This is a genomic window from Streptosporangium sp. H13245, assembly GCF_055690525.1.
This window is the reverse complement of sequence record NZ_JBSZKT010000003.1, coordinates 603,133-623,440: the sequence shown is the minus strand read 5'-3', so window position 1 is coordinate 623,440 and position 20,308 is coordinate 603,133. Positions and strand designations below refer to the sequence as shown.

18 protein-coding genes are annotated in these 20,308 nt (G+C 71.9%); 11 read left to right on the top strand and 7 right to left on the bottom strand.

Translation table 11 applies throughout. The features are described from left to right. Positions 1-146 precede the first annotated feature (146 nt). Positions 147-812 carry an AIM24 family protein gene (locus tag ACW9TB_RS09595; protein ID WP_472747572.1) on the bottom strand — a complete coding sequence of 222 codons (666 nt, stop codon included), beginning with the start codon at positions 810-812 and terminating at the stop codon, positions 147-149. Between the two features lie 224 nt (positions 813-1,036). Here ACW9TB_RS09595 and ACW9TB_RS09590 point away from each other — a divergent pair, with 224 nt between their 5' ends. The 5 genes from ACW9TB_RS09590 (at position 1,037) to ACW9TB_RS09570 (ending at position 5,761) form a co-directional block, all read left to right on the top strand. Next, entirely contained in the window at positions 1,037-1,729 is a 693-nt protein-coding gene (locus ACW9TB_RS09590; protein ID WP_472747571.1) for a RibD family protein, read from the top strand. A 25-nt stretch (positions 1,730-1,754) separates the two neighbouring features. Beyond that, on the top strand, positions 1,755-2,198 hold the full coding sequence (locus ACW9TB_RS09585) for a cytidine/deoxycytidylate deaminase family protein (protein WP_472747570.1): 444 nt from the start codon (positions 1,755-1,757) through the stop codon (positions 2,196-2,198). Positions 2,199-2,518: 320 nt separating this feature from the next. Beyond that, positions 2,519-3,742 carry a glycosyltransferase family 9 protein gene (locus tag ACW9TB_RS09580; RefSeq protein WP_472747569.1) on the top strand — a complete coding sequence of 408 codons (1,224 nt, stop codon included), beginning with the start codon at positions 2,519-2,521 and terminating at the stop codon, positions 3,740-3,742. A gap of 34 nt (positions 3,743-3,776) precedes the next feature. Further along, on the top strand, positions 3,777-4,799 hold the full coding sequence (locus ACW9TB_RS09575) for a glycosyltransferase family 9 protein (protein ID WP_472747568.1): 1,023 nt from the start codon (positions 3,777-3,779) through the stop codon (positions 4,797-4,799). Continuing rightward, positions 4,796-5,761 (top strand): UDP-glucuronic acid decarboxylase family protein, encoded by a 966-nt coding sequence (locus tag ACW9TB_RS09570; RefSeq protein ID WP_472747567.1) that lies wholly within the window; start codon positions 4,796-4,798, stop codon positions 5,759-5,761. Before ACW9TB_RS09575 ends, ACW9TB_RS09570 begins: the two co-directional genes overlap by 4 nt. Positions 5,762-5,810: 49 nt before the next feature. Here the strand turns inward: ACW9TB_RS09570 and ACW9TB_RS09565 are convergent, their stop codons facing one another. The 3 genes from ACW9TB_RS09565 to ACW9TB_RS09555 form a co-directional block, all read right to left on the bottom strand. Beyond that, positions 5,811-6,551: a hypothetical protein gene (locus tag ACW9TB_RS09565; RefSeq protein ID WP_472747566.1), complete on the bottom strand. Its 741-nt coding sequence runs from the start codon at positions 6,549-6,551 to the stop codon at positions 5,811-5,813. 271 nt (positions 6,552-6,822) lie between these two features. Further along, entirely contained in the window at positions 6,823-7,368 is a 546-nt protein-coding gene (locus tag ACW9TB_RS09560; RefSeq protein WP_472747565.1) for a GNAT family N-acetyltransferase, read from the bottom strand. A 285-nt stretch (positions 7,369-7,653) separates the two neighbouring features. Further along, positions 7,654-8,841 carry an ROK family protein gene (locus tag ACW9TB_RS09555; protein WP_472747564.1) on the bottom strand — a complete coding sequence of 396 codons (1,188 nt, stop codon included), beginning with the start codon at positions 8,839-8,841 and terminating at the stop codon, positions 7,654-7,656. Between the two features lie 277 nt (positions 8,842-9,118). Between ACW9TB_RS09555 and ACW9TB_RS09550 the strand changes: the two genes are divergently transcribed. The 5 genes from ACW9TB_RS09550 (at position 9,119) to ACW9TB_RS09530 (ending at position 14,767) form a co-directional block, all read left to right on the top strand. After that, positions 9,119-10,591: a sugar ABC transporter ATP-binding protein gene (locus tag ACW9TB_RS09550; protein WP_472747563.1), complete on the top strand. Its 1,473-nt coding sequence runs from the start codon at positions 9,119-9,121 to the stop codon at positions 10,589-10,591. Further along, positions 10,588-11,625: an ABC transporter permease gene (locus ACW9TB_RS09545; RefSeq protein ID WP_472747562.1), complete on the top strand. Its 1,038-nt coding sequence runs from the start codon at positions 10,588-10,590 to the stop codon at positions 11,623-11,625. Before ACW9TB_RS09550 ends, ACW9TB_RS09545 begins: the two co-directional genes overlap by 4 nt. Positions 11,626-11,689: 64 nt before the next feature. Continuing rightward, entirely contained in the window at positions 11,690-12,628 is a 939-nt protein-coding gene (locus tag ACW9TB_RS09540) for an ABC transporter permease (RefSeq protein WP_472747561.1), read from the top strand. A gap of 32 nt (positions 12,629-12,660) precedes the next feature. Then, positions 12,661-13,857, top strand: coding sequence for a substrate-binding domain-containing protein (locus ACW9TB_RS09535; protein ID WP_472747560.1), 1,197 nt, complete (start codon positions 12,661-12,663; stop codon positions 13,855-13,857). 70 nt (positions 13,858-13,927) lie between these two features. Next, on the top strand, positions 13,928-14,767 hold the full coding sequence (locus ACW9TB_RS09530) for a sugar phosphate isomerase/epimerase family protein (protein WP_472747559.1): 840 nt from the start codon (positions 13,928-13,930) through the stop codon (positions 14,765-14,767). Between the two features lie 68 nt (positions 14,768-14,835). Here ACW9TB_RS09530 and ACW9TB_RS09525 read toward each other — a convergent pair whose 3' ends face one another. From ACW9TB_RS09525 to ACW9TB_RS09515, 3 genes are all read right to left on the bottom strand, one after another. Further along, entirely contained in the window at positions 14,836-16,317 is a 1,482-nt protein-coding gene (locus ACW9TB_RS09525) for a hypothetical protein (protein WP_472747558.1), read from the bottom strand. Between the two features lie 229 nt (positions 16,318-16,546). Further along, positions 16,547-18,040 carry a S1 family peptidase gene (locus ACW9TB_RS09520; protein WP_472747557.1) on the bottom strand — a complete coding sequence of 498 codons (1,494 nt, stop codon included), beginning with the start codon at positions 18,038-18,040 and terminating at the stop codon, positions 16,547-16,549. An 86-nt stretch (positions 18,041-18,126) separates the two neighbouring features. Further along, a complete protein-coding gene (locus ACW9TB_RS09515) occupies positions 18,127-19,086 on the bottom strand; it encodes a LysR family transcriptional regulator (RefSeq protein WP_329092526.1) in 960 nt (319 codons plus the stop codon). Positions 19,087-19,413: 327 nt separating this feature from the next. Here ACW9TB_RS09515 and ACW9TB_RS09510 point away from each other — a divergent pair, with 327 nt between their 5' ends. Continuing rightward, on the top strand, positions 19,414-20,196 hold the full coding sequence (locus ACW9TB_RS09510) for a putative hydro-lyase (protein ID WP_472747556.1): 783 nt from the start codon (positions 19,414-19,416) through the stop codon (positions 20,194-20,196). Positions 20,197-20,308 lie beyond the last annotated feature (112 nt).

Genomic DNA, 20,308 nt, shown 5'->3' with positions numbered 1-20,308 from the left:
CGGCGGCTCGTTCCCGGCCCGGTGGTCCCCGGTTCGCCGTTCCCTGGTTCGCCGTTCCCCGGTCTGATGGCCTCCTGGTTCGGCGTTCCCCGGTCCGATGGTCTCCGGTCCGGTGGTTCCCGGTCCGGCGTTCCCCGGGCCGGTGGTCAGCCGGACTGGGGGACGATCGGGCCCTCGCTCGCCTGGACGAGGACGAAGCCCTCTCCCTTGAACGCGAGCTGCGCGGCCTCGCCGCTGCCTCGCCCGATCAGCGCCCCCGCCTTCATCGTGCGGTTGACGCCCACGTGCAGCCCCGCGCTCCAGCACACCGCGGACTGGCTGTCGGCGAAGGTCGGCGCCTGGGAGGTGTCGAGGAGCACGGGGGCGCCGTGCGCGGTGACCGCCACCCAGCCCGTGCCCTTGAGCGTGGTGTTGAACAGGCCGCCGGTGGCGACGCCCGCGCCTTGGACCCGCTGGATGTCCCAGGTGAGCTGGGGGTCGAAGGCCAGCAGGTTGGTGCCGTTGACGGTGAGCGCCTCGTCCTCCAGGTAGAACAGGTGCACGTCGTCGGCGTTGGCGGCGAAGAAGATCACGCCCTGCCCGCGGACGCGCATCAGCGGGGCGCCCTCCCCGGAGACCATCTTCTTCAGGAAGCGGCCGACGCTCCCGGCGCCCTCGTAGTCGAAGTCCATCTGCCCCTGGAAGGCGACCATCGCCCCCTGCCGGGCCAGCACCTCCCCGCCCAGCCGCACCCGCAGCATCTTGGAGTTCTGCAGGGCGAAATGGCCGGGGAGCCGGTCCTGGTCGAGGTTGCCGAAGAATGAGCTACGCACGGGTGCTGCCTCTCAGCGTCAGGGACGTCACACGACGGACGGCCGCATGGTGAATGACGAACCCGGCCGCGAAGGAGTTCCCGCCCCCCGTTCCGCCGACCTCGTCCAACCCCCCCGAGGGAGATCACGAAAGACCCGCGCGGCACGGGAGGGGCGGGCCTCGCCGTGAGCGGGTGGGGTGGAGGTTGTTACGATCGGCCGGTGCCCGACCGGGGAGGTGGAGGGTGGGCGAGCGCCCGTACGTGCTGCTGAGCTGCGCGATGTCCGTCGACGGATACATCGACGACGGCACGCCGCACCGGCTCCTGCTCTCCAACGACGAGGACTTCGACCGGGTCGACGCGGTCCGTGCCACCTGCGACGCGATCCTGGTCGGGGCGGGTACCATCCGCCGCGACGATCCCCGGCTCCTGGTCAGGTCGGCGGAGCGCGGGCGGGAGCGGGCCGCGCGCGGCCTGCCGCCGTCTCCCGCGAAGGTGACGCTGACCGCCACCGGAGACCTCGACCCGGGTGCCGCCTTCTTCACCGCCGGTGACGCGGTGAAGATCGTGTACGCAGCGCCGTCGGCCGTGGCGAAGCTCGCCGACCGTCTCGGCGGGGCCGCCGAGGTGGTCGACGCGGGCGCCCCGGGTGACGCGGGTGACACGGTCGGGCTCGGCCGCGTCCTCTCGGACCTGTACGGGCGGGGGGTGCGCCGCCTGATGGTCGAGGGCGGTACCTCCGTCCACACGCGCTTCCTGCGGGAGGACCTCGTGGACGAGATCCACCTCGTCGTCGCGCCGTTCTTCGTCGGCGACCCCGCCGCCCCACGTTTCGTCCTGGGCGGGGACTTCCCCCGCGACCGCCGTCGCAGAATGGACCTGGCGGAGGTTCGCCGGATGGGCGACGTCACCCTCCTGCGCTACCTGCTGGCCTGACATGTCGTCCACGGGGGAGGTCCGGATGAGCGACCACGACTGGCTGGAGCTGGCGTGCGACCTGGCGAGGTCGTGCCCGCCCTCGGAGACGGCCTTCTCGGTCGGTGCCGTGGTCGTCTCCGCCGACGGCGAGGAGATCTCCCGGGGATACTCGCGGGAGGACGACCCCCGGGTCCACGCGGAGGAGTCGGCGCTCGGCAAGATCTCCCCGGACGACCCCCGGCTGGCCGGTGCCACGATCTACAGCAGCCTGGAGCCGTGCAGCGCGCGCAGGTCGCGTCCCAGGACCTGCACCCGCCTCATCCTGGACAGCGGCGTCCGGCGCGTGGTGATGGCGTGGCGCGAGCCGCTGGTCTTCGTCGACTGCCACGGGGCCGAGGAGCTCGCGGCGGCCGGGGTGGTCGTGCTGGAGCTTCCCGAACTGGCGGGCCGTGCCCGCGAGCCCAACGCCCACCTCGTTCCCGGCTGACCTCGCCCCGGATCCTCGGGTGCTCCGTCCCGTACGAAGCGAACCGTCTCAGCGCGCGGCTTCGCTACCCGGCCACTGGGGCAGATAATCACGAGAACGATTACTTATAGTGATAAAAGTAATCGCATAATCCTCTCAACTGCGCTTATATGCGATTTTTCGGTTTGTGTGGCAGCTCCTCTCGGTAGTCATTAGATATCGAACGGGAGGCCGAGCACCATGAGATTTCTCGGTAATAACGCGATATTTCATGATCCGTCGGCCGTTCGCACGGTCAACGGGGAGATCGCCGTCGCCGTGACGCGGCCCGGGGAGCGATGGTGACCGGCACCGTTCTCGTCGCCCGCATGGACAGGGCGGGCGACGTCCTGCTGGCGGGTCCCGCGATCCGCGCGGTGGCCGCGAGCGCGCGGGAGGTCGTGCTGCTGACCGGGCCGTACGGCCGGGCCGCCGCCGAACTGCTGCCCGGGGTGTCGCGGGTGGTGGAGTGGCGCACACCGTGGATCGACCCCGCCGCGCCGCCCCTGACCGGCCCGCACGTCCTGAGGCTGCTGCGCATCGTCCGCGACGTGGCCCCCGAGCAGGCGCTGATCCTCACCTCGCTCCACCAGTCCCCGCTGCCGCTGGCCCTGCTGCTCAGGCTGGCGGGCGCGGCGAGGATCAGCGCGATCTCCGCCGACTACCCCGGCTCGCTGCTCGACGTACGGCACGTCGTCGACGAGGACGTGGACGTGCCGGAGCCCGAACGCATGCTCGGACTGGTCGGCGCGGCGGGGTTCGGGCTCCCGAGGGGAGACCGGGGCGGCCTCGCCGTGCGACGCCCGCTGCCCGACACCGCGCACCTCACCGGGCCGCCGGGCTACGTGGTCCTGCACCCCGGCGTGTCGGCCCCGGCCAGGGCGTGGCCGGAGGAGAACTGGGCACGCGTGCTCCACGACCTGGTCCGCTCGGGCCGCCGGGTCGTCGTGACCGGCGGCCAGGACGAGCGGGGACTCACCACGCGGATCGCCTCCGGCGCCGGGCAGCACGGCCTGTCGCCGGGTCCGCTCTTCGCGGGCGGCTGGATGGGCGGCGGTCCCGTCCGCCTGCGCGGCTGGGAGGTGGACGAACCCGCCTTTACCGAGGGCTGGGTCGGCGGGGAGTCCGTCGCGACGGGCGGCCAGGGCTCGGACGGCTCCTCGGCCCCGCGCGGCGGGCCGCCGGGGAGGTCCGTCGTCGACCTGGGCGGCAGGACGACCTTCCCCGAGCTCGCCGCGGTGCTCGAAGGAGCATGCGCGGTGGTCGCCGCCGACACCGGTCCAGCCCACCTCGCGGCGGCGGTCGGCACACCGGTCGTCAGCCTGTTCGCCCCCGTGGTCCCCGCCGGGCGCTGGGCGCCGTACGGGGTGCCGACCGTGGTCCTCGGCGACCAGGGGGCTCCCTGCCGGGGGACGCGGGCCGAGAACTGCCCGGTCACCGGTCACCCGTGCCTGTCGTCGGTGTCGAGCGCGCGGGTCGTCGAGGCGGTCGACCACCTGACGTGCGTGAAAGAGGCCGTCACATGAGGATCGCCCCGACGTTCGCGAAAGAGGCAGTCAGATGAGAGTCCCTCCGGTACCGGACCACGCGACCCCCCTTGAGACCGTCGCCGGAGGGCGGGGCGCCGATGTCGCGGGACCGCCGGAGGACCGGCCGGTCATGGTGGTACTGCGCGGCCTGGGGCTGGGGGACCTGCTCACCGTGGTCCCCGCCCTGCGCGGCCTGCGGCGTTCCCACCCCGGCCACCGGATCGTGCTGGCCGCGCCCGCCGCGCTGTCGCCCCTGGTACCGCTGATCGGCGGGGTGGACGAGGTGTGCGACGTGTCGGGCCCCGGCCACGTACCGCCGCTCGGCCGCTGCGTCGACGTCGCCGTCAACCTGCACGGCGGCGGCCCGCACAGCATCGCCGCCCTCCACCGCACCGGCCCCGCGCGGCTGCTCACCCACGGGCACCCCGCCTTCCCCGACGCGTACGGACCGGACTGGCCGGACGGTGTGCACGAGGTGCGGCGCTGGTGCGACCTGCTCGGCTGGTACGGCATCGAGGCCGATCCCGCCGACCTGGAGCTGGAGCGCCCCCGCCCCGGCGACGAGGGGTCGCGGCCGGTCGTCATCCACCCGGGGGCCGCGTATCCGGCCAGACGCTGGCCGCCGGAGCGGTTCGCGCTCGTGGCCGCGGAGCTGCGGGACAACGGGCACGAGGTCGTGGTCACCGGGAGCGAGAAGGAGCGCGACCTCGCGGAACGGGTGGCGCTGCTCGCCGGGCTGCCGTCCACCTCCGTGCTCGCCGGGCGCACCGGGCCGCTCGAACTGGCCGCGCTGGTGGCGAGGGCCAGGCTGGTGATCTGCGGCGACACCGGTGTGGCCCACCTGGCGGCCGCGTTCGTCACGCCGTCCGTGGTGCTGTTCGGCCCGGTGGCCCCCGCCCGGTGGGGGCCACCGGAGACGGGGCCGCACACCGTCCTGTGGGCGGGGAGTCTCGGCGACCCCTACGCGTACCAGCCCGATCCCGGCCTGCTGGAGATCGGCGTCTGGGACGTCCTGGACGCGGCGGCGCGGCTGATGGGGGTGGGGGTGCGGTGAACGGGCAGCGGGTGGTGGTGACCGGCGGTGCCGGGTTCGTGGGGTCGCACCTGTGCGAGCGGCTGCTGGCCGAGGGGGCGGAGGTGGTCTGCCTGGACAACTTCCTGACCGGTTCGCCGCGCAACGTCGGTCACCTGGTCGGGCTGCCCGCCTTCCGGCTGGTGGAGTGCGACGTCACCGGTTTCGTGCACGTGCCCGGCGCGGTGGACCTGGTGCTGCACCTCGCCTCCCCGGCCTCGCCGCTGGACTACCTGCGCCATCCGATCGAGACGCTCAAGGCGGGCAGCCTGGGTACGTTGCACGCGCTGGGACTGGCCAAAGAGAAGGACGCCCGGCTGGTGCTGGCCTCCACCAGCGAGGTCTACGGCGACCCGCTGGAGCACCCGCAGCGCGAGACCTACTGGGGCAACGTCAACCCGGTGGGACCGCGCAGTGTCTACGACGAGGCCAAGCGGTTCGCCGAGGCGCTGACGACGGCGTACCGGACCTGCCAGGGCACCGACACCGCGATCGTGCGGATCTTCAACACCTACGGGCCCCGGATGCGGCCCTACGACGGCCGGGCCATCCCCACCTTCGTACGCCAGGCGCTGTGCGGCGAGCCGATCACGGTGGCCGGGGACGGCGGGCAGACCCGGTCGGTGTGCTACGTCGACGACACCGTCGAGGGGATCGTGGCCCTGGCCCGCGCCGGGCTCACCGGCCCGGTCAACATCGGGAATCCCACCGAGCTGACCGTGCTGGCCCTGGCCGAGACGGTCCGCCACCTGACCGGCTCCGAGTCCCCGATCCGCTTCGTCGACCGTCCCGCCGACGACCCGGAGATCCGCCGCCCCGACATCTCCCTCGCCGTCGCGACCCTGGGATGGCGACCGAGGATCGACGTCATCGAGGGACTGCGCCGCACCATCGCCTGGTTCACGCGGGAGCTCAGCGAGTCACAGGAACTGATCCCCCGCTGAGAGCCCCCTCTCTTTCCTCCGTACGCTTCCTCCGTGCGCGCGACGCGGGTCAGGCGTGGCCGTGGTTGTGACCGTGGGCGTCGGCGCGGACCAGGCGCAGGAAGGCCTTGAGGCCGGTGATGACCTCGTGGTTGTCGGTGAGGCCGTCCACCGTGTCCTCGAAACGCCGGGCGAGACCGGTGATCCGGCGCTCCAGGGCCTCGTCGCCGTTCCGCAGGTCGGCGCCGAGCGTCTCGACGTCGTCCCGGAGCCGCTCGGCCGACCTGGTCAGCGCGGTCAGCTCGGTGGCCAGGCCGTCCACCCTGGCGACGAGGGAGACGATGTCCTCGCGGGGGTGGCGGGCCTCGCTCATCAGCGTGGTGACCCGCTCACGGAGATGGGACAGGTAGGCCCCCGCCGGGCGGAAGCCGGTGCTCAGCAGGTAGAACCCGGCGAAGTAGTAGCCCACCGAGGCGCCGGAGAAGTAGGTGATGACCGCCAGGATCGCCGCCGAGACGATGTGCCCGCCGATGGCGAACCGGCGCATCCGCCGGGCGATCTCCAGGGCCTCGGTCTCGTGCCCCTCGGGCACCGCGATGCCGCGCTCCCTGGAGACGTGGATCTCGTGGACGACCTGACGTGCCCCGAAGTAGAGGTTCCACGGCAGGGTGAGGAGCACGACGAGCCAGACGAGGCTGATCGCGCCGAGCCCGAGCGACAGGAGCGTGGAGAGCGGGACGTCGGCGTACACGAGCAGCCACGCCGCGACCACCGTGGTGACGAGCGCGACCAGGAAAATCCACCATTTCATGATCCGAGCATTTCGGAGATCGTGAAATCCGGGGAGGGCACGCGCACTCAGCCGTCCCTGAGCACTCCTACTCAGATCCACCCCGGTTCCAGGCGTCCCGGGGGCCGGGCGTTCTACGGCCTGCGCGTTCCGTGGCTCCCGCTTGTGACGTGTCCGTGGTTTTCGTCGGTTACGCGTCCACGGTCCGGGCGTCCGGGGTTTTCGCTCGTCATGTGCCTGTGGCTCCCGCTTGTCACATGTCCACGGTCCAAGCGTCCGGGGCTCTCGCCTGTCACGTGTCCGTGGTCGGTGGGGAATGCCGTTCCGGACGGGCCTGGCCGGATCTCCAGACGACCTCGCCGTCCACCCTGCCCTCGGTCGGTGAAAGGCCCGCGCGGCGGGCCACGGCCGACGAGGCGGCGTGGTCGGGATGGATGGTGGCGATGACGACGGCCGTGCCGTGCTCCCTGAGCCAGGCGACGAGCGCGACCGCCGCCTCCCCGGCGATGCCACGGCCCTGCCAGGGGGTCCCCACGACCCAGGCCACGACCGCGCGGTCACGGGTGACGGTCGCCTGGACGTAGCCGACCAGCGGGTCCGAGTCGCCGTCCGGGTCGTCGAGGCGGATCACCCAGTTGAGCCACGACTCGTCCCGGCCGGGCGGCGGGGTGGTGACCAGGCGGGCATAGCGGTCGCGGAGCTGCTGGGGGGTCTCGGGCGAACCGCCGATGAAGGTGTGCAGGGCCGGATCGCCGAGCACCTCGGCCATCTCGGCCGCGTGGTGCACCGCCAGCGGTTCCAACGTGAGCCGGGCGGTTCTTACGGGTTCGGCGTCCATGGTCGAACGAGTGTCCCACGAGCGCCGGTCGTCCGCCGGTCGTCCGCCGATCGCGATCGCCCTCCGGCGCGGCCGGACGATGGCGACGAGCACGGGCCGGTCAGGGGGGTGAGAGACACGGGCCGGTCAGGCGGTGGTGGGAGACGGATCTGTCAGGTGGTGGTGGGTGAACGCGTATCAGGTGGTGAACACAGATCAGGTGGTGAATACGGACCAGGTGGTGAACACGGATTGGGGGGTGAACACGGACCGGGTGAACGCGGATCGGCCGGGTGGCGAGGACGGTCAGACGCCGGGGACGGACACGGAGCGGTCGACGCTGCCCGGGGCCAGCACGTGCTCGATGACCATGACGGCGGCGCCGATCACCCCCGCGCGGTCGCCCAGCTCGCTGGCGGTGATCGTCAGGTGCTGGGTGGCGAGGGGCAGCGACCGGCTGTAGATGACCTCGCGGAGACCGGCGAGCACCTGCTCCCCGGCCTCGGAGATGTCGCCGCCGACCACTATCACCGAGGGGTTGAAGAAGTTGACGATCGAGGCGAGCACGTCGCCGACCTCGCGGCCCGCCTGCCGGATGAGCTGCACGGCGTGGGTGTTGCCGCCGCGTACGAGACGGACCACGTCGCGGCTGTCCTCGGCCTCCACCCCGTCGGCGGACAGCTTGGCGGCCATGGCGGCGCCACTGGCGACGGCCTCCAGGCAGCCGACGTTGCCGCAGCGGCAGACGGTGCCCAGGGCCGAGGCCACCCGGATGTGCCCGATGTCACCGGCCGCGCCCTGGGCGCCCCGGTGCAGGCGGCGGTCGCTGATGATGCCGCAGCCGATGCCGGTGCCGATCTTGACGAAGATGAGGTGGTCGGCCTCGGGGCGGGCGGCCCAGTGCTCGCCCAGCGCCATGATGTTCACGTCGTTGTCGACGAGGACGGGGGCGCCGAGGCGCGAGCCGAGCCAGTCGGGGACGGGGAAGCCGTCCCAGCCGGGCATTATCGGCGGATTGACCGGGCGTCCCGAGCTGTGCTCGACCGGCCCCGGGAGACCGACGCCGATGCCGCAGATCTCGTCGGGGCGGTGGCCGGTCTCGGCGAGCATCTCCTCGAAGGTGCGCTGGAGCCAGCCGAGCGTCTCCTCGGGGCCACGGTCTATCGACACCTCGGCCGCGCGCTCGGCGAGGACCGTGGTGCCGAGGTCGGTGACCGCCACCCGGGCGTGGGTGGCGCCGAGGTCGGCGGCGAGGACGACGCGGGCGGTGCGGTTGAACGTGAAGGCGATGGCGGGACGGCCCCCCGAGGAGATGGCCTCCTCCGTCGGGATGATCCACTGCTGGCTCAGCAGCGCGTCGAGACGCTGGGCCAGGGTGGACCTGGCCAGCCCGGTGAGCTGGACCAACTCGGCCCTTGTTCTGGCCTGACCGTCGCGCAGGATGTTGAGAAGCGCCCCCGCTCCGGCGATCGAACCGTTCGCTTCGCTAAGCATGCGCACAGTCAACACTCCTTGTTTCCACTGAGTCAAAGCGACTTAGGCTTCCTGTCAGCTCCATTATGCCAAATGGTGACATCCTTTTGCTTGACCGTCGCCATAAGGGCGCTTTAGCATCCGGAAACATGGAGGAAATCGGGCGGTTACCGACGAATCAATGGCCATACGGTGTCGTCGGAACCGGATTTTCGGATGTGTTCACCCTGTCCCCGACACCCTTGACGTCCCCGCCGAGCTTTCCCGCCACCGGACCCCACCCCGGGACGGTAACCCCATGATCCTGAGGATGCGTGGCATCGCCAAGAGCTTTCTCGGGGTTCGCGTACTGAGCGGGGTCGATCTGGACGTCGCCGCCGGAGAGGTACACGCGGTCGTCGGAGAGAACGGCGCCGGAAAGTCCACGCTGATGAAGGTCCTCGCCGGGGTGCACGCCCCGGACGAGGGCACCGTCGAGATAGACGGCGCCGGGGTCTCCTTCGCCCACCCGGTCGAGGCCCAGCGCGCCGGGGTCGCGATCATCTACCAGGAGTTCAACCTGCTGCCCGAGCGCAGCGTCGCCGAGAACGTCTTCCTCGGCCGCGAGCCCGTCCGGCGGGGACTGGTCGACAGGGAGGCGATGGAGACCGCCACCACCCGGCTGCTCCAGGAGCTCGGCGAGACCTCCTTCACCTCCCGCGACCTGGTCCGCCACCTCTCCATCGCCCAGCAGCAGGTCGTGGAGATCGTCAAGGCGCTCTCCCAGGACGCCCGGATCATCGTGATGGACGAGCCCACGGCGGCGCTGGCCGAACACGAGGTGGAACTGCTCTACCGGCTGGTGGCCCGCCTGCGGGAGCGGGAGATCGCCGTCCTCTACATCTCGCACCGACTGAAAGAGGTCTTCGACCTGTCCACCCGGGTGACGGTACTGAAGGACGGCGCGCTGGTGAGGACCACCGACACCGCCGGGATCACCTCCGACGAGCTGGTCAGGCTGATGGTCGGACGCGACCTCGGCACCTACTTCCCCGCCAGGAGCGCGGAGCCGGGGGAGGTACGGCTCAGCGTGCGCGGCGGCGGCAACGCCGTGCTCGACGGGATCGACCTCGAACTGCGCGAACGCGAGATCCTCGGGGTGGCCGGACTCCAGGGGTCGGGTCGTACCGAGCTGGCCAAGGCCCTCTTCGGCGCCGAGCCGTTCACCCGGGGCACGATGAGCCCGCTGCGGCCGGTGTCGGTACGGCAGGCCGTGGCCGCCGGGATCGGCCTGGTGAACGAGGACCGCAAGGCCGAGGGGCTCGCGCTGCGCCAGTCCGTACGCGACAACGCCCTGCTCGTCTCCCGCTCGGTGCGCAGGATCGGCAACGGCGGCCGGATCGGCGGGACCGGCGGGACCGGTGTCCTCGAACTCCTGGAGGCGGTACGGCTCCACCCGCCCCGCCCCGACCAGGAGGTCCGCTACCTGTCCGGCGGCAACCAGCAGAAGGTCGTGCTGGCCAAGTGGATGACCGTGGCGCCGAAGGTCCTGATCTTCGACGAGCCCACGCGCGGGGTCGACGTGGGGGCCAAGGCCGCCATCCACGACCTGATGCGCGGCCTTGCGGAGGACGGAATGGCGATCATGATGATCTCGTCCGAGCTTCCCGAGCTGATCGGCATGAGCGACCGCGTCGTCGTGATGCGCGACGGCCGCGTCGCCGGGGCGCTTCCCGGGGGGTCCTCCGAGGAGGCCGTCATGCGCCTGGCCGCCGGTGAGGCGTCGTCGTGACCGGCCGGATCCGGCCCGCGGAGGCGCCCGCCGCGCCCGCCGCGCCCGTCCCGCAGGGGGGCGGGGGACGTCGCGCCCTGGCGGGCCGCATCGGCTCGACCCAGGTCATCTACCTGGCCCTGGCCGGGGTCATGCTCGCCGGATGGGTGCTGGTGGCCTTCGACGGGGGCGACTTCCTCACGCTGGAGACCGTCGTCGGCATCCAGCAGCGCTCGGCCGCGCTGGGCATCGTCGCGGTGGGGCAGACGCTGGCGATCCTGGTCGGTTCGCTGGACCTGTCGGTGGCGTACCTGATCAGCCTCACCTCGCTCGTCGCGGCCGAGATCATGGCCGGGCAGGACGGCGGGATCGTCCCCGGCGTCGCGGCGGTGCTCGCGGTGAGCGCGCTGATCGGCCTGGTCAACGGCCTGGTCATCACCCGGTTGCACGTCCACGCCTTCATCGCGACCCTCGGCACGGCGCTGATCGTCAAGGGGGTCGTGGACCACCTCTACGACGGGCCCGCGGGCAGCGTGCCCGAGTCCTTCCAGCGGCTCGGCTACGACAGGATCGGGCCGGTCCCGGTCTCGGCGCTGCTCTGGGCCGCCGTCGCGGTCGCCGCCTGGTTCCTGCTGCGCCGTACGAGGCTCGGGTACCGGATCTACGCGGTCGGCGGCGACGAGGAGGTGGCCCGGCTGTCCGGCGTGCGGACCGGCAGGGTCGTCGTCGCCGCGCACGTCCTGTGCTCGGTCTGCGCGGGCGTCGCCGGGCTGCTGCTGGCGAGCAGGCTCGGCGCGGGCGCGCCCACGGTCGGCACCGACGGCGGCTACGACCTGGAGTCGATCGCCGCGGTGGTCCTCGGTGGCACGGCCCTGGCCGGAGGCCGGGGCGGGGTCGCGGGAACGGTCGGCGGGGTGCTGCTGCTCGCCGTGCTCGACAGCGTCTTCAACCAGCTGGAGGTCAACGCGTTCTTCAAGGACGTGGTCCGCGGCGTGGTCATCGTCGCCGCCGTGGCCGTCTACGCCCGCCGCACCACCCGGAGGCGATCCCGGTGACCGTCCACGTTCTTCGTACCGCCCGCAGGCGATCGTCGCGCCGTACCGTCCGGAGGCGATCTCGATGAGGGCCCTCAAATCCATGGGGCCGATCCTGGCCGTGCTGGCGGTGCTGCTGGTCCTGATCGCCATGGCCAACCCGTTCTTCCTGGAGCCCGCCGGGTTCCTCGCCTTCCTCAAGCGGGCCGCGCCGCTGGTCATCCTGGCGGCCGGGCAGTACTTCGTGATCGTCTCCGGGGAGTTCGACCTGTCGGTCGGGTCGCTGGTCACCGTGCAGGTCGTGGTGGCCGCCCGGCTGATCGACGGGCAGGAGCAGGCGACCTGGCCGGTGCTGGCCCTGCTGATCGTGATCGGGCTGCTCGTCGGGCTCGCCAACGGGGTCATCACCACCGGGCTCCGGGTGCCGTCGTTCATCACCACGCTCGGCATGATGCTCGTACTGTCCGGCGCGGTGTTCCTGTGGACCGGCGGCGCCCCGCGCGGCGCGCTGTCGGAGACGTTCAGGATGTTCGGCCGCACGAACCTCGGCCCGGTGCCCTGGTCGGTGCTCATCCTCCTGGCCGCGGGCGCCGCGGCGATCCTCCTCATGCGTTCCGACTTCGGCAAGCGGCTCATCGCCACCGGCGACAACGAGCGCGCGGCCGGACTGTCCGGGGTCCGGGTCGACCGGACCCGGATCGCCGCCTTCGTCCTCTCCGGCCTGGCCGCGGCCGTCGCGGGCATCCTGCTCGGCGGCTTCGCGGGGGTCTCGGCCCAGGTCGGGCAGGGCCTGGAGTTCCAGGCCATCACGGCCGTCGTCCTCGGCGGCGTGGCGCTCGGCGGCGGGCGCGGCTCCGTGGTCGCCGCGATGGCCGGGGCCTTCACCCTCGAAGCGCTGTTCACCCTGCTCAACCTGTACGGGATCTCGGGGGCCCTGGAGTTCGCGGTCCAGGGCGTGATCATCATCGCCGCCGTCGCGGCGAGTGCCGTACGGCTTCCGTTCAGGCGCGCGGCACGCGTCTGAACGCACCCCCCAGAAAAGTAAGGAGACCTTCATTGAACAGGTCGATCACGGCGCTCGTCGCGGGTGTCTCCGCGATGTTGCTCGCCGCGGGATGTGCCAGTGACAAACCGGTGACCTCCAGCGCCGCCCCCGAGACGTCCTCGGCCGCCGCGTCCCCCAACACCGGGGAGCAGTCGAAGTTCTTCGTCCAGGCCGACTACGACGCCCAGCTGGCCATGCGGACCCAGAGCGCGGAGGGGCCCGCGGACATGCCGTGGGAGCAGGCCATCGCCCCGGAGATGGTGGACACGGCCAAGTACAAGAAGGACGGCCCCTACAACCTGTGCTTCTCCAACGCCGCCGTGAACAACCCGTGGCGGCAGGTGGGCTGGAAGACCATGCAGGCCGAGGTGGCGCTGCACAAGGAGATCAAGCAGTTCACCGCCCTCGATGCGGAGGGCAAGGACGACAAGCAGATCTCCGACATCGCCGAACTGGTCGGCAAGGGCTGTGACGCGCTGATCGTCTCGCCCAACACCACCGCGACGCTCACCCCCGCCGTGACGGGCGCCTGCCCCGAGGTCCCGGTGATCGTCTTCGACCGCGGCGTGGAGACCGACTGCCCGGTGACGTTCATCAACCCCATCGGCGGCTACGCCTTCGGCGCCGACGGCGCCGAGTTCCTGGTGGAGAAGGTGCCCGCCGGAGGCAAGGTCCTCGCACTGCGGATCCTGCCGGGCGTCGACGTACTGGAGACCCGCTGGTCGGCGGCGAAGGTCACCTTCGACAAGAGCCAGCTCGACGTGGTCGGGGTGGAGTTCACCGACGGGGACGCCGCCAAGACCAAGAGCATCGTGAGCGACTACATCCAGCGGCACGGCAAGATCGACGGCGTGTGGATGGACGCGGGCGCGACCGCCGTGGCGGCCGTCGAGGCGTTCGAGGACGCCGGGGTCCCGGTTCCGGCGATCGTCGGCGAGGACCAGCAGGACTTCCTGCAGAAGTGGAAGAGCGGCGGCCTCACGGCCATCGCGCCGACCTACCCCACCTACCAGTGGCGCACCCCGATCATCGCCGCCCTGAGGATCCTCAAGGGCGAGGAGGTGCCCAAGACCTGGAAGCTGCCCCAGCCCAAGATCACTTCCGAGAACCTGGACACCTACCTGCAGCCCAACATGCCGCCACTGCACTACGCGCTGTGCGGCTGCGAGAAGCTGCCGGACTTCCCCGCCAACTGGGGCGGCAAGTAGGCCGACCCACCGGGCTCCGGGCGGCGCCCGGAGCCCACCGGTACGTTCACGCTCGGGAAAGGGATTGCCGATGTTCCCCATCGGGGTCAACACGTGGGTATGGGTCTCGCCGCTGACGGACGAGGATCTCGCCCGGCTGGCGCCGAAGGTGGCCGCCTGGGGGTTCGACGTGATCGAGCTGCCGGTGGAGCGGCCCGGTGACTGGGACCCCGCCTGGGCGGCCGAACTGCTGGGAAAGCTCGGGCTGAGGGCCTCGGTCGTCCTCGTCATGCCGCCGGGCAGGGAACTGGTCGGCACCGACGCGGGGACGGTCGCCGCCACCCAGGACTACCTGCGGCGGTGCGTGGACGCCGCCGAGGCGGTGGGCAGCCCGGTGATCGGCGGACCCGCCTACGCCTCGGTGGGGCGGACCTGGCGGATGTCGGACGAGGAGCGCAAGGCCCGCTACGCCGAGCTGCGGGAGAACCTGGCCCCGGTCGGCGAGTACGCGGCGGAACGCGGGGTGACGGTCGCCGTCGAACCGCTCAACCGCTACGAGACCAGCCTGCTCAACACCGTCGAGCAGGCCGTCGAGGCGGTCGGCGGGATCCCGGGCGTCGGCCTCGCGCTGGACGTCTACCACATGAACATCGAGGAACGGGACCCGGCGGCGGCCGTACGGCGGGCCGGGGACCTGGTCGCGCACGTGCAGGTCTGCGCCAACGACCGGGGCGCGCCGGGGGCCGACCACCTGGACTGGCCCGCCCTCGCCGACGCCCTGCGCGCCGTGGACTACCGGGGGCCGCTCTGCATCGAGTCGTTCACCGCGCACAACCGGACGATCGCCACGGCCGCCTCGATCTGGCGTCCCCTCGCCGACAGCCAGGACGCCCTCGCCACCGCGGGCCTCGCCTTCCTGCGTACTCTCTGACGTGCGTCGCTGTCGCCACCGGTCGCCCGCGTACCCTACGACGGCCCCGGCTCCCAGGCCGGAGCCGTTCAGCGGCCGGGGTCCCCGTCGGCCGCGCCCGCCGCGCCGCCGGGTGCCCGCCGGGGACGCCTGAAGAAGGCGGCCACCGCGTAGGGGTCGACGGGGTCGGAGAGCAGGGCGAGCATCTCCTCCCTCCGCTCAGGATCGACCTTGAACGGGTGGCCGAACACGTGCGGCCCCGTCCCGTCGCTCAGCACCCTGGTCAGCATCAGGTCGCCGGGCAGCGCCTGCCCGGCGAGCAGCTCGTCGGCCAGCGTCACCCGCTCCCCGGCCGCGCCCCCGTCCACGTCCCCGGCGGCGGCCACGGTGATCTCATCCCCTGAGACGCCGAGGACCTCCCACAGCCGCGGCGGCGTCCGCCGCCAGGACTCCAGCAGCTCCACCTCGTCGTCGCGCAGCCACTCGGCCCGCGCGTCCAGGAACTCGCCGACGACGTCGTTCTCGAACAGCGCCAGGTCCGCCAGGGCGGGCTCGGCCACCCGGACGCTCAGCGCGATCAGATCCTCGATCAGCCTCCGGCGCGCCGGGCGGTAGGCGTACGTGAGCAGCTGCCGGAACAGATGCGCGGCCCGTTCGGGCAGCGGGGCGCCGGGGTCGGTGCGGCACGCGGCGTACTCGGCCGCGTCGCGCACGGCCGGTGCCAGACCGGGGGAGAGGGAGAGCACCTCGGAGATCAGCCCGGACGCCTCGAACGAGCGGCCCTCGCCCTCGGCCGACCTCGCGACCAGCAGCAACGCGGCCGGTTCGGTGCGGGGCAGGGCCCCGGCCACCGCCGGGCCGAGCGGCTCGCGCTCCACCTCGTCGGCGATCCTCGCGAGCACCGCCTCCGAACGCGACAGGTAGGTGACGGCCTTGGAGAGGTCGGCGCCCTCCCCGTACGTCCGCAGTGCGCTGCGCACCAGGGCCAGCCTGATGATGTCCAGCGGCGCCAGGTCGGCGACCGACGCCGTGTCCCACGGGGCGCCCACGATGCCCACCCGGCCGTCGCGAAGTTCAAGCGAGGCGTTGAGCAGCAGCGGGGACAGCGGTGGCAGCGGGTCGGCGAAGGTCTCCGGGGCCTTCATCAGCAGCTCCAGGACCACGACGTCGACCGGCACCCCGGGACTGGGCTCCAGCCCCTCGGCGAAGGCGCGCAGCGCGTCGAGCGCCTGCTCCCCGAACTCCTGGACGACTCGCATCACCCGTTCGGCGGGGACGTCGTCCAGCTCGGTGACCGACAGCTCCAGGGTGCCGCCGCGCAGGCGCAGCGCGACCACCTGCTCGGGCTCCACCCCGGCGAGCCAGCCGTCTGGCCCGGTCAGGACGGGCTCACCGGTGTCGAGCGAGGTCCGCACCCGGCCGCCGCCCGCCAGCGGCACCCCCTCGCCGTCGGCCAGCCGCGCCCACAGCCGCAGGTCGTCGGAGGCGGGCAGCACCCCGCTCGCCAGCTCGGCCCGGGTGGCGAGATGCGTCAGCACCGCGCCCTCGCTCAGCGTCAGAAGGTCGCTCATCCCTCCATTGTTCTCGACGTCCGGGCATGACGAGGCCGCCCGCCCCTCCAGGAGCTCGCACAAGCTCGTGGAGGGGGGGCGGCGGGGGTGGCCGGTCCGCGGGGGCGGCGGACCGGCCTGGTCTCGGGGGCCTTTCCCGGGGCCGCCCGCGAGGCGCGACCTTCCCGGCTTTCCGGGGACGTCCGCGAGGTGCGTCCGTCCCCGGTCAGGTGCCCGGCCGGGAGGAGCCTTACGGCCTGGTCAGGCCGAGGGTGTAGGAGCCGGAACCGCTGTAGGCGTGCACCCGCACGCGGTAGGTGCCCGCGGTGCCGCTGTAGGTGAAGGCCTCGTCCGGGTTGGCGGAGGTTCCGCTGGCCACGTTCGTCCAGGTGGAGCCGCTCAGCTTCTGCAGGTAGGCGTCGTAGTCGGTGCCGCTGGGACCGTCCAGGCAGACGCGGTGGACACCGGCGGCGGCGCTGTAGCCCGCGGTGCCGGGCTGGTAGGCGTTGGCGTTGGACGTCAGCGAGCCGGTGTAGGAGTTCTGGTAGCCGCTGCAGCCGGCGGGCGCGCTGCCGGTCACCAGGGTGAGCCCGTACACCGAGAGGATCTCGTTGATCGGCTGGTGGTAGGTCGTGCCGCCGGAGGTGCAGTTGCCCGAGCCGCCGGAGGTGACGCCCTGGGCCTGGCTGCCGGAGATGTAGGAGCCGCCGGAGTCGCCGGGCTCGGCGCACACGGTGGTGCGGGTCAGGCCGGTGATGGTGCCCTCGGGGTAGGTGACGCTCGTGTTGTGCTGGCTGATGGTGCCGCAGCGGTACTGGGTGGTGGAGCCGGAGCGGCAGATGGAGCTGCCCACGACCTGCTGGGTGGAGCCGGTCACCGGGAGGATGCCCGCGCTGTAGCCGTTCACCACGCCGGTCGGGGTCCAGTTGGCGTTGACCGCGACCCACGCGTAGTCGTTGCCGGGGAAGGACGAGCCCTGGAAGGTGCCCTGGGCGACCTGGTTGTAGCCCTGGGTGGCGGTGCCGGGCGTGCCGCAGTGACCGGCGGTGGCGAAGCCGCCCTGGCTGCCGCGGGTGACCGAGAAGCCGACCGAGCAGCGTCCGCCCATGTAGAAGGCGTCGCCGCCGCGGACGTCGTAGAGGGGCCTGGGCTTCTCCTGCGAGGCCTCGACGCGGACCAGCGCGCCGTCCACGCCGCTGCCGTCCACGAACGCCTGCGCCTCGGCGACGTCACCGGCCAGCACGACGACGCTGTTGCTCCGCACGTCGACGTACCAGGACGGGATCGACTTCGGCGCGGAGGACACGAGCTGGTCGAGCCGCTCCTTGGCCGTGTCGAGCGCGCCCAGGGAGTTCTTGACGAGTTTGACCTCGGCGCCGGACTTGGCGAGCGAGGCGACCTTCGTGGAGTCGCTGGTGGCGATCACCAGGTTGGAGGTGGGACCGGTCACCCAGGACCCGGCGAAGGCGGCGCCGAGCTGTCCCCGGAGGGCGGGCTCGACCTTGGCGGCGGCGGCCTCGTTGATCAAACGGGCCGACGCCTGCTCGGCGGTACCGCCGAGGTCGCGCCGGATGGCGTCGACCAGGCCGGGGGACGGCTTGGCGGTGGCCTGCACCAGGGTCCGGGCCTCGGAGAGGGTGTAGGGGGCGGCGGTCTCGCCGGGTCCCTGGTGGGCGGTGGCGGGGGTGGCCACCAGCGCGACGGCGAGCGCGAAGCCCGCCGTCACGGCACTTCTGCGGAGCATGTGGTTCTCTCCTCATGTGGGGGGTGCCGTCAACGTAACGGCGTGCACATGAGACGCGCCTCTATCGAATGTCCCCTACCGTCACGTTATGGAGAGGTGCCCAGCCCGGGGTTCTCGGCCAGCCACGCGGCGTACCGTCTGCTCCGCCCGACCGCGTCGGAGTGCGCGGCCTTCGCGTGCTCGAAGATCGACGTCGCGACCGCGGCGCTGGACGCCTCCGGATGCCAGCCGAGCAGCTGCCGCCAGCGCAGCGGAGCCCCCGCGAGCGGTACCAGCTTCAGCCCCTCTGCGGGCTGGAAGGTCGCCTGGCACAGCGCGGCGGCGCGGCCGACCTTGGCCAGATGCATGCAGGTGGCCACGTCGGTCTCGTAGATGGTCTTGGGGGTGAAGCCCGCGCGGGCGCAGGCCGTGGCGAAGCAGTCGCCGAAGCAGCTGTCGCCGGGGGTGACCGTCCACTGCTCGTCGGCCAGCTCCGCGAGTTCCACCTCCTTCCTGTCCACCAGCGGATGGTCCTCGTTGAGCAGGACGAAGACCGGGTCGGTCCCCACGGTCGACCACACCACGGGACCCTCCACCGGTGGCGGGCTCTCCCCGCAGGCGCCGATGAACGCGAAGTCGATCCGGCCCAGCATCACCATCGCGGTGAGCTCCCTCGCGGACCAGGAGGTGTGGGTGCTCACCGGGGTGGACGGCCAGGCGGTGGCGAGACGGTCCATCAGACCGCCGAGTATCGGCCCGTTCGTGGCGCCCAGCCGGTAGCTGGGGATGTCGGCGTTCGCGTTGGCGAATCGAAGTGCCTCCTCCTGGAGTTCGCGGGCCGCGGGCAGCAGCACCAGCGCACGTGACAGGACCAGCTGCCCCAGGGGCGTGGGCCTGGCGCCGTTGTGGTCGCGTTCGAAAAGAGCTCCCCCGAGAACCCGCTCTATCCGTTTGAGCTGCGCCGTCAGCGCGGGTTGGGCCAGTCCGAGGTGGGTGGCGGCCTTGGTGACGCTGCCGGCCTGTGCCACCGCGCGCACGATCTTGAGGTGTCGGAGCTCGAGATCCATACCGGGAACGTAAGGCCGGGACGTTATACCCGCAATGCAAACATGTCATGAAATATGACTCAATTTTGTCGAATCGTTCCAAAAAGAATTTAGGTTCTTTAAATATTGCTGTTACGGATGACCGTTAATACCTCGTCCGTCGTCTCATCTAGAGAGTCCCCAACTCCCCTGGGCGGGGCCTGGCAGCGGTGTCCGACATCCGAGACTCCCGGGACTCGCGTTGCGCCGATGTTTCGGCCGCCGGAGTCACCCATATCCAGCGCCCGTATATCCCCGTACGGGCGAGGAGCGCTGGGCGGGAGACGGGCCCGAGGTTATGATCCGCCGATGGAGGACGTCGCCGCTCTCACCCCCGCGCTGGCCCGGAGCCACTTCAGGGAGGGGCTGCGGACGCCCACCGCCGGGTGGTGCCGGGGCTGGACCCAGGCCAACCTGCTCGCCGTGCCCCGCGAGCTCGCCTACGACCTGCTCCTGTTCGCCCAGCGCAACCCCGTCGCCTGTCCCGTCCTGGACGTCGGCGACCCCGGCGCGGTGAGCACCGTCCTGTTCGGCGGCGACCTCCGCAGCGACCTGCCCGCCTACCGCGTGTACGAGGACGGCAGGGCCGTGGCCGACGTCGGCGACGTCCGCGACCTGTGGCGGGACGACCTGGTCGCCTTCCTGCTGGGCTGCAGCTTCACCTTCGAGGACGCGCTGCTGAGGGCCGGGGTCCCGGTGCGGCACATCGAGGCGGGGACGAACGTGCCCATGTACCTCACCTCGATCCCCTGCCGTCCCGCGGGATCGCTGAGCGGCCCGCTGGTCGTCTCGATGCGCCCGGTCCCGGCCTCCCTGGTCTCGGCCGCCGTACGGGTGACCGCGAGATACCCGGCCGTGCACGGGGCGCCGATCCACGTCGGCGACCCCGGCGAGCTCGGGATCGCCGACCTGGGCGTACCCGACTTCGGCGACCCCGTCGAGGTACGCGCGGGGGAGACCCCGGTCTTCTGGGCCTGCGGGGTGACGCCGCAGGCGGCCGTCATGGCGAGCGGGGTGTCCTTCGCCATCGGCCACCTTCCCGGCCACATGGCGATCACCGACGCCAGGGACGACCGCTTCCAGGTGCCCTGAGCTTTTGGCGGGACCGGGTGAGCCCGTGGTGTGACCGGGGAAGTCCCGTGGTGTGACCTGGTGAGCCCCCGTGGCGACCGTACGCGGAGCCGTCTTGCGGGGACCGCGTGCG

Bases quoted from the DNA above. Each gene is read 5' to 3' on its own strand.
- ACW9TB_RS09525 (WP_472747558.1), bottom strand. From the start codon at position 16,317: ATGAGCGACCTTCTGACGCTGAGCGAGGGCGCGGTGCTGACGCATCTC.
- ACW9TB_RS09515 (WP_329092526.1), bottom strand. From the start codon at position 19,086: ATGGATCTCGAGCTCCGACACCTCAAGATCGTGCGCGCGGTGGCACAG.
- ACW9TB_RS09540 (WP_472747561.1), top strand. From the start codon at position 11,690: ATGAGGGCCCTCAAATCCATGGGGCCGATCCTGGCCGTGCTGGCGGTG.
- ACW9TB_RS09530 (WP_472747559.1), top strand. From the start codon at position 13,928: ATGTTCCCCATCGGGGTCAACACGTGGGTATGGGTCTCGCCGCTGACG.
- ACW9TB_RS09560 (WP_472747565.1), bottom strand. From the start codon at position 7,368: ATGGACGCCGAACCCGTAAGAACCGCCCGGCTCACGTTGGAACCGCTG.
- ACW9TB_RS09520 (WP_472747557.1), bottom strand. From the start codon at position 18,040: ATGCTCCGCAGAAGTGCCGTGACGGCGGGCTTCGCGCTCGCCGTCGCG.
- ACW9TB_RS09575 (WP_472747568.1), top strand. From the start codon at position 3,777: ATGAGAGTCCCTCCGGTACCGGACCACGCGACCCCCCTTGAGACCGTC.
- ACW9TB_RS09585 (WP_472747570.1), top strand. From the start codon at position 1,755: ATGAGCGACCACGACTGGCTGGAGCTGGCGTGCGACCTGGCGAGGTCG.
- ACW9TB_RS09510 (WP_472747556.1), top strand. From the start codon at position 19,414: ATGGAGGACGTCGCCGCTCTCACCCCCGCGCTGGCCCGGAGCCACTTC.
- ACW9TB_RS09550 (WP_472747563.1), top strand. From the start codon at position 9,119: ATGATCCTGAGGATGCGTGGCATCGCCAAGAGCTTTCTCGGGGTTCGC.
- ACW9TB_RS09555 (WP_472747564.1), bottom strand. From the start codon at position 8,841: ATGCTTAGCGAAGCGAACGGTTCGATCGCCGGAGCGGGGGCGCTTCTC.
- ACW9TB_RS09565 (WP_472747566.1), bottom strand. From the start codon at position 6,551: ATGAAATGGTGGATTTTCCTGGTCGCGCTCGTCACCACGGTGGTCGCG.